This window comes from Streptomyces sp. URMC 123 (genome assembly GCF_051386515.1).
Taxonomy (GTDB): domain Bacteria; phylum Actinomycetota; class Actinomycetes; order Streptomycetales; family Streptomycetaceae; genus Streptomyces.
On record NZ_JBPQTV010000324.1, the window covers coordinates 1 to 7,353 of the forward strand.

At 75.4% G+C, this 7,353-nt stretch carries 8 protein-coding genes; 4 read left to right on the plus strand and 4 right to left on the minus strand.

The annotated features are described in order from the left end of the window. Together ACSNOD_RS26150 and ACSNOD_RS26155 are read left to right on the plus strand one after the other, a co-directional pair. On the plus strand, nt 1–732 hold a 732-nt coding region (locus ACSNOD_RS26150), incomplete at its 5' end, for an ABC transporter ATP-binding protein (protein ID WP_436769518.1). Nucleotides 733–812: 80 nt separating this feature from the next. Then, entirely contained in the window at nt 813–1,571 is a 759-nt protein-coding gene (locus tag ACSNOD_RS26155; RefSeq protein ID WP_436769519.1) for an ABC transporter ATP-binding protein, read from the plus strand. Here ACSNOD_RS26155 and ACSNOD_RS26160 read toward each other — a convergent pair. Together ACSNOD_RS26160 and ACSNOD_RS26165 are read right to left on the minus strand one after the other, a co-directional pair. After that, nucleotides 1,534–2,313, minus strand: a complete 780-nt coding sequence (locus tag ACSNOD_RS26160; protein ID WP_436769520.1) for a transglycosylase family protein — start codon at nt 2,311–2,313, stop codon at nt 1,534–1,536. The two genes, ACSNOD_RS26155 and ACSNOD_RS26160, sit on opposite strands and share 38 nt — an antisense overlap. A gap of 143 nt (nt 2,314–2,456) precedes the next feature. Next, on the minus strand, nt 2,457–3,176 hold the full coding sequence (locus tag ACSNOD_RS26165; protein ID WP_436769521.1) for a transglycosylase family protein: 720 nt from the start codon (nt 3,174–3,176) through the stop codon (nt 2,457–2,459). A 528-nt stretch (nt 3,177–3,704) separates the two neighbouring features. Between ACSNOD_RS26165 and ACSNOD_RS26170 the strand changes: the two genes are divergently transcribed. Then, the gene (locus tag ACSNOD_RS26170) at nt 3,705–4,508 is read left to right on the plus strand and encodes a hypothetical protein (protein WP_436769524.1); all 804 of its coding nucleotides are present in this window, start codon (nt 3,705–3,707) and stop codon (nt 4,506–4,508) included. Further along, a complete protein-coding gene (locus ACSNOD_RS26175) occupies nt 4,505–4,960 on the plus strand; it encodes a hypothetical protein (RefSeq protein ID WP_436769522.1) in 456 nt (151 codons plus the stop codon). Before ACSNOD_RS26170 ends, ACSNOD_RS26175 begins: the two co-directional genes overlap by 4 nt. Before the next feature lie 105 nt (nt 4,961–5,065). On the opposite strand, the gene der is transcribed toward ACSNOD_RS26175, so the two are convergent. Together der and ACSNOD_RS26185 are read right to left on the minus strand one after the other, a co-directional pair. Next, nucleotides 5,066–6,526, minus strand: coding sequence for a ribosome biogenesis GTPase Der (der, locus tag ACSNOD_RS26180; protein ID WP_436769523.1), 1,461 nt, complete (start codon nt 6,524–6,526; stop codon nt 5,066–5,068). Nucleotides 6,527–6,613: 87 nt separating this feature from the next. Then, on the minus strand, nt 6,614–7,201 hold the full coding sequence (locus ACSNOD_RS26185) for a lysophospholipid acyltransferase family protein (RefSeq protein ID WP_436769525.1): 588 nt from the start codon (nt 7,199–7,201) through the stop codon (nt 6,614–6,616). Nucleotides 7,202–7,353: the final 152 nt, after the last annotated feature.

Consider the following 7,353-nt stretch of genomic DNA (forward strand, 5'->3'; position numbering starts at 1 on the left):
CCACCAGGTCCACGCCGTACGCGCCTCCACCCACCCCCGCGTCCCCGCGCCGGGCGCCTCACCGCACGCCGGCTCGGCGCGGCGTACGGGTCGTTCACCGCGCTGGACGAGGTGGACCTGACCGTCGCGCCCGGTCGGATCACCGCGCTCATCGGCCCGAACGGCGCCGGCAAGAGCACGCTGTTCCACTGCCTGTGCGGCACCCTGCGCCCCGGCACGGGCCTGGTCACGCTCGACGGCCGGGACATCACCCGGCTGCCCGCGCACGCCCGTACCCGCCTCGGCGTGGCCCGCACCTTCCAGCAGCTCGCCGTGTTCCCGTCGTTGACCGTGGCCGAGAACGTGCGGGTCGGCGCGGAGAACGGCCGGGTGCGCGACCCGGAGGCCGTCGACCGGACGCTCGCCCTGCTGGGGCTCGACGGCCCGGTGCGGGACGCGCCCGCCGCCGGGCTGCCCACCGGCACGCTCCGCCTCGTGGAGCTGGGGCGGGCGCTCGCGGGCGGCCCCCGGACGCTGCTGCTCGACGAGCCCGCGGCGGGGCTGGACGCCGCCGAGGTCGCCGCGCTGGCCCGGGTGCTGCGGGCGCTGGCCGCCGACGGCATGGCACTGCTGGTCGTCGAGCACGACCCGGACCTCGTCGGCGACCTGGCCGACACGGTGTACGCGATGGCCGCGGGCCGGATCGTCGCCGCGGGCCCGGCGGAGCGCGTGCTGGCGCGGGTGTCGCCGTGAGGGCCGGCGAGGCACCACCATGAGCACCGGAGTCGCCATGAGCACCGGAGTCGCACCGTGAGCAGCACCGGGGTCGCCCCATGAGCGTCGAGGTCGAACTGCGCGCGGCCCGGGTGCGTTACGGGCCCCTGGAGGCGCTGCACGGCGTGGACCTGGTGGTGCCGGCCGAACGGGTCACCGTACTGCTGGGCCGCAACGGCGCCGGCCGCACCACAGTACTGCGCACCGTGGCGGGCACGGTCGCGCCCGCCTCCGGCCGGGTGGTCTGGCGCGGCACGGACGTCACCCGGCTGCCGGCGCACGCGCGGGCCCGCCGGGGCCTGTGCTTCGTACCGGACCGGCGGGCGGTGTTCGCGTCCCTGACGGTGGCCGAGAACCTCGCCCTGGCCTCCCCCGGCGGCGACATCGCCGCCGGCCTCGACGCGTTCCCCGCGCTGCGGCCGCTGCTGGGCCGCCGGGCGGGCACGCTCTCGGGCGGCGAGCAGCGGATGCTGGCCCTGTCCCGGGCCGTGCTGTCGCCGGCGCGGCTGCTGCTGTTCGACGAGCCGACGCAGGGCATGTCCCCGGCCGCGCGCGCCCGCGCCTACAGGCTCTTCGGCGCGCTCGCCGCGCCCGGCGGGGGCCGTACCGTCCTGGTGGCCGAGCAGTCCCTCACCGCGGAGCTGCGCGCGGTGACCACGGTGGTCCACGAACTGAGCCGCGGCACGGTGGCGTTCACCGGCGAACCGGCCGAGCTCTCCCGGCGGCCCGGCGCCCGCGCCCGCGCCTTCCCGGCCGAACGCCCCGAGGAGTCGGCAGCGGTCAGGAGGTGGTGCGGCGGGCCGTCGCGGCAGGGGTGACCCGCCGGGGCTTGGTCGGGATGGGAGCGGCCTGCTGGGGCTTGGTCGGGGTAGGAGCGGCCTGCCGGGGCTTCGACGCGGCAGGCGTCACCCGACGGGGCTTCGACGCGGCAGGGGCGACCCGGCGAGGCTTCGACGCGGCAGGCGTGGTCCGCCGGGGCTTCGACGCGCGGTCCGGCAGCCGCAGCGGGGTGCCGACGGCCAGCCGCTCGGGGCGCGAGCCGATCCGGGCCGCGTTGGCCCGGTACAGGGCGCGCCAGCCGCCCTTCACCCCGAGGCGGCGGGCGATGGAGGACAGTGTCTCCCCGCGCCGTACGACATGGGTGCGGCCGGTGAGCCGGTAGCGCTGGGAGCAGGTGGGCCAGGCCTTCCAGCCCTGGGCGGCGAGCACCTTCTGGGCGACCTTGATCTGCTGCTCCCGGGTGGCCAGATCCGCTCGCCTGGCGTAGGCGAGGCCGCCGTACGCCTTCCAGGTGGGCTGCCAGAACTGGAGGCCGCCGTAGTAGCCGTTGCCGGTGTTGGCCTGCCAGTTGCCGCCGCTCTCGCACTCGGCGATGCAGTCCCACGGCCAGCCCTGGGCCGCGCAGGTGTAGGACGTGGGCTTGTCGGCCCGGCGCGAGGTGCGGTCGGCCCGGTCGGCGGTCGCGGCCTGCGCGGAGGCCAACCCGGTCCCCAGGCCGAGCTGTGCGGCCAGGAGGACGACAATCAGTCGTTTTAGTCGGTTATCACGCTTGTGCGACATTGGCGCACGCTAGGCAGACCCGCGGGGCGTTCCGGCGGCGGCGCGCCCGGTAAGGCACCGGGCCCCACCCGGTCGGCGGACAGGTGGGGCCCGGTGTCGCCGCGGGGCCCGCCGGGGCGCGGCCCCGGCGGGTCACCGGCCGATCAGCCGGCGGAGCGGACGGTCAGTCTCTGACCGGGGAAGATCAGATCGGGGTTGGCGCCGATGACGTCCGCGTTGGCGGCGTGCAGCCGCTGCCAGGTGGTGTTGTGGGCGGCGGCGATGGCGCCGAGGGTGTCGCCCGGGCGGACGGTGTAGCCGCCGCGGCCGTCCGCGCGGCCGACGGTGCCCGCGTCGCGCCGGGGCGCGGGGGCGGTCGACGGGGCGGCCTTGCGCTGGGTGGTGCGGCCGGACGAGGCGGCGCTCTTTCCGGCGGCGGAGCTCTTGGCAGAGCCCTTGACGGAGCCCTTGGCGGACTTCGTGGCGCGCTTCGTGACGGTGCCGTGGTCGCCGCCGACCGCGGGGGCCTTGCCGCCGGCCCCGGCCCGTGCGGAGCAGGTGGGCCAGGCGCCCCAGCCCTGGGCGGCCTGCACCTTGGTGGCGACGGCGATCTGCTGGCCGCGGCTGGCCCGGTCGGCGGTCGGCGCGTAGGCCGTGCCGCCGTACGCCCGCCACGTGCTGGGGGCGAACTGGAGGCCGCCGTGGTAGCCGTTGCCGGTGTTGATCTTCCAGTTGCCACCGCTCTCGCACTGGGCGATGCGGTCCCAGACGCCGCCGTCGGCGGCCTGGGCCTGACCGGTCGTGGCGACCAGGGCCAGCGGGGCGAGCAGGGCCGCCCCGGCGAGCGTCGCGACGGTACGGCCATGGCTCTGTCGAACGGACATGGAATCCCTCTCCACGGACCCGGGGTCCCCAAGGGCGGTGCGGTCGCCGGACGCATGGGCGCCGGTGGTCCGCGCCGCCCCGCCCGCCGAGGTGGTGCGGTGGTGCTCGCGCTGCTGGGTCGTTCGGTCGGCGCGATCGGCGGGCGTTCCCGGGCGGTGCTCTGTGCACACGGCGGCAAAATTTAGGGTTCGCGAGGGTTGACAGCAACCAACTCCTTGTCCTAGCAGGCCAGTTGCCGGTTACCTCGGGTAGCGGCTTTTTTCGGCCACCCACTTGATGCCCTTATTTCCGGCTATGTCGACCAGTCGATCACCGCGCGTGTGACCCACCTCACGACTCCGAACGGCCATACCCTGCCCAGAGGTTGGCATGGAGTGAGCTCTTCCGGCCGAAGCCTCACGCTGCGCTTCCGACCCGGCGATTGCGGAGGCGCCCGTGCGTGACTCCGGCCACAGATCGCCCGTTGTCCTCGTACGAGCCGGGAACGCCCGGACCGACCCGAAACCGAGGAGCACCCCGTGCCGCGCATGCTCGACGTCAGCGATGACGTACGCGCCGAGATCGGCGACGAAGAAGCCGAGCGGCTGCTCGCCGGCGAGAACGCCCCGGGCAGCTACGACTGCACCTCCTGCCGCGCCCCCGGCGACTGCGAACGGGAGCGCACCAGCACCGTGCTCTTCGTCGGCGAGGAGACCGCGGTGCTCGCCTTCGCCCACGCCACCTGCATCCCCTCGCAGGTCGTGCCGGTCTCGGAGGAGCAGCTCCAGGGGGCGGTGCGCGGGCTCGGCGGCGGAGCGCAGGCCCCGGCCCCGGCCGCCGCCACTCCGCCGGCGCCGGCGGACCTCAACCCGGCCCCCCGCCAGGCGGTGATCGGGGTCACCAGCGGTCTGGTGCTGCTCGGCGAGACGCTCCACCCGGCGCTGGTGGTCGAGCCGACCTCGCCCATCGCCCGGCCCGGCTCCGACGGCCCCGGCGACGACTTCCTGCCCCTCCTCATCGAACAGGGCTTTCTGCCGGTCACCGATGTGACCCAGCCGCCGGCGCCGCTGCCGGGCTGGTCCGTGCTGCTCGCCATGGGCCAGCTGCACGCGATCCTCCAGCCGGGCGCGGTCGGCGCCGCCCCCACCGCGTGGTGGCAGGCCCATCAGCCGCTGCCGGTCACCGAGGGCTGGCGCACCGCCGTCAACAAGTCGCACACGGTGCTGGTGTACGCGGCGCCCGTGGGCTCGATCGGCCAGCAGCCGCGCGAGGACCTGCTCCGCGAGGCGCTGGACAAGGCCGCGGCCGGAGGCGTGCTGGTCGGCGCCGCGATGCCCCTGGCCGGAACATGACCGGCCGGGACGCGCCCCGCCACGCCGCCGCGGAGCGCCCCGAGCCCGTCGGCCGGCACGCGATGCGCGCGGGCGTCTTCACCCCGGAGCCGCATCCGACGGGCGCCGAGGTCGTTGGCAGATACGTGCACACATACGACGCCTCCGCCAGGTCCCCCTATCCGAGCCACATCCCCGCGATGCGGCACTCCCAGGACCCCATGGGCGTGGGCCAGCAGTCGGCGACGCCGATCTACGACGCGCTCTACGCGGAGTACCGCCGGTCCTTCAGGGCGCTGCCCGGCGACCGCTCGGGCGAGGAGGAGCTGCGCTTCCGGTCCTTCCGCTCCCAGTCGCACAGCGGGGCGTGGGAGCGGCTCGCCTCCTGGGACACCGGCGGCCGGCAGCACCGGGGACTGATGCCCCCGGCCCTGCCCCCCGCGCCCCGCGACAACCGGCGCTACGGGCTCTGAGCCGCAGCGGGCCCCGGCGGTGCCGGCCGGAGCCCCGCCGGCCGCGCGGGACGCGTCGTACGCGCCGACCTCCGAGGTCGTACGCGCGCGGCGGGCGCCGGGCCGCTACTTCTTCCGGCCGCGCTTCTCCCGCACCCGGACGGAGATGTGGATCGGGGTGCCCTCGAAGCCGAACTCCTCGCGCAGCCGGCGCTCGATGAAGCGGCGGTAGCCCGCCTCCAGGAACCCCGAGGCGAACAGCACGAACCGCGGCGGCTTGGTACCGGCCTGCGTACCGAAGAGGATGCGGGGCTGCTTGCCGCCGCGGATCGGGTGCGGGTGCGCGGCGACCAGCTCGCCGAGGAAGGCGTTGAGCCGCCCGGTCGGGATGCGGGTCTCCCACCCGGCCAGGGCGGTCTCGATGGCCGGGACCAGCTTCTCCATGTGGCGGCCGGTGCGCGCCGAGACATTGACCCGGGGGGCCCACTGGATCTGGCCCAGCTCGGTCTCGATCTCCCGCTCCAGGTAGTAGCGGCGCTCCTCGTCGAGGGTGTCCCACTTGTTGAACGCGATCACCATCGCCCGGCCGGCCTCGACCGCCATGGTGATGATCCGCTGGTCCTGGACGCTGATGCTGTCGCTGGCGTCGATGAGGACCACCGCGACCTCCGCCTTCTCCACGGCGGCGGCGGTGCGCAGGGAGGCGTAGTAGTCCGCGCCCTCCTGGAGGTGGACGCGGCGGCGGATGCCGGCGGTGTCGACGAACTTCCAGGTGACGCCGCCCAGCTCGATCAGCTCGTCCACCGGGTCGCGGGTGGTGCCGGCCTGCTCGTTGACGACCACCCGCTCCTCGCCCGCGACCTTGTTGAGCAGGGAGGACTTGCCGACGTTGGGGCGGCCGATGAGCGCGATCCGGCGGGGGCCGCCGACGGCGCCGCCGAAGGTCTGGGCCGGCGCCTCGGGCAGCGCGTCCAGCGCGGCGTCCAGCAGGTCTCCGGTGCCCCGGCCGTGCAGGGCGGAGACGGGGTGCGGCTCGCCCAGGCCGAGGGACCACAGCATGGCCGCGTCCGCCTCGCCGCTGGGGCCGTCCACCTTGTTGGCGCAGAGCACCACGGGCTTGCCCGCGCGGCGCAGCAGCTTGACGACGGCCTCGTCGGTGTCGGTGGCGCCGACGGTGGCGTCCACGACGAAGACCACGGCGTCGGCCGCGTCGATGGCGAACTCGGCCTGGGCCGCCACGGAGGCGTCGATGCCGAGGACGTCCTGCTCCCAGCCGCCGGTGTCGACGACCTTGAAGCGCCGGCCGGCCCACTCGGCCTCGTAGGTGACGCGGTCGCGGGTGACGCCCGGCCGGTCCTCCACGACCGCCTCGCGGCGGCCGATGATGCGGTTCACCAGCGTGGACTTGCCGACGTTGGGGCGGCCGACGACGGCGAGCACCGGCAGCGGGCCGTGCCCGGCCGCGGCCAGCTCGTCCTGGACCTCCTCGGGGTCGAAGCCCTCCTGCGCGGCGAGCTCCATGAACTCCGCGTACTCGGCGTCGCCAAGCTCACCGTGCTCGTCGCCGGTGTGGATCTGGTCGTTCATGAAGTCCGTTCCTCGTTCACGCTGTCCGGTGCGGCTGCCGCCGCGTTGTCAGGCGGACCGGAGCGGTCCGCCTCGTCAAAGTCTCGCTCAGCGCCCGGTCAGGCGCCTGGCGTTTTCCAGGTGGGCGGTGAGCCGCTCCTGGATGCGCAGCGTCGCCTCGTCCAGCGCCGTACGGGTCCTGCGCCCGCTGCCGTCGCCCGCCGGGAACGGGTCGCCGAAGACGACGTCCACCCGGCCGCGCAGGGGCGGCAGCGCGCGTATCACCCGGCCGCGCCGCTCGGCGCTGCCGAGGACCGCCACCGGGACGACCGGCGCCCCGGACCGGAGCGCGAAGTAGGCGAGGCCGCCGCGCAGGGAGGCGAAGTCGCCCTCGCCCCGGGTGCCCTCGGGGAAGATGCCCAGCACCCCGCCGCGCTCCAGCACGCCGAGGGCGTGGGTGATCGCGGTGCGGTCGGCCGACGCGCGGTCCACCTCCACCTGCCCGATCGCGTGCAGGAACGGATCGAGCGGGCCGATGAAAGCTTCCTTTTTGATCAGGAAGTGCACGGGCCGGGGCGCGGTGCCCATGAGCATCGGGCCGTCGATGTTGTGGGAGTGGTTCACCGCGAGGATGACCGGGCCGGTGGCGGGGACCCGCCAGGCGCCGAGCACACGCGGCTTCCACAGGCCGTACATCAGCGCGATGCCGATGCGGCGGCCGACGGCGGCGCCGGCCGCGCTGGGCGGCGCGGCGGCGGGGGTGCGGGTGGCGGCGGCGCCGGGCTGGGTCACATCGGTGACCGGCAGAAAGCCCTGTTCGATGAGGAGGGGCAGGAAGTCGTCGCCGG